General features: G+C 45.3%; 1 pseudogene. It reads left to right on the top strand.

The window, feature by feature from the left end:
* Positions 1–666, top strand: a pseudogene (locus KIV40_RS30830) (isocitrate lyase); the annotation flags it as partial.

Below are 666 nucleotides of genomic sequence, written 5' to 3'. Positions count from 1 at the left end.
CTGCTGGTGCTCCATGGGATGCTATCAACCCTGAATCTGCTGCTCGTATGCGTGCTCAAAATAAATTCAAAACCGGTCTAGACATTGCGCAATACACGGCAGACATTATGCGTGCAGATATGGAGGCTTATGACAAAGACAGCTCTCAATACACTCAATCTTTAGGTTGCTGGCATGGTTTTATCGGTCAACAAAAACTGATTTCAATTAAAAAGCATTTTGGCGGTAAAACAGATCGTCGTTACCTATACCTTTCTGGTTGGATGGTTGCGGCATTACGTTCAGAATTCGGTCCTCTTCCAGATCAATCAATGCACGAAAAAACAACCGTTGCTGGCCTAGTTGAAGAGCTATACACATTCCTACGTCAAGCAGATGCTCGTGAGCTAGGTGGTCTATTCCGTGAACTAGACGCAGCACGTGAAGCAGGTGATATTGATCTACAAGACTCTATTCAAGACAAAATCGACAACCACGTAACACACGTTGTACCAATCATTGCGGATATCGATGCAGGTTTCGGTAACGCAGAAGCGACTTACCTAATGGCTAAGCGGATGATTGAAGCGGGTGCTTGTTGTCTACAGATTGAAAACCAAGTAGCGGATGAGAAGCAATGTGGTCCCCAAGACGGTAAAGTAACGGTACCTCACGCAGACTTCCACG

This window comes from Vibrio sp. D173a, from assembly GCF_030248475.1.
Note: the sequence above shows the minus strand (reverse complement) of the source record. Positions and strands in the feature narration are given on the sequence as shown.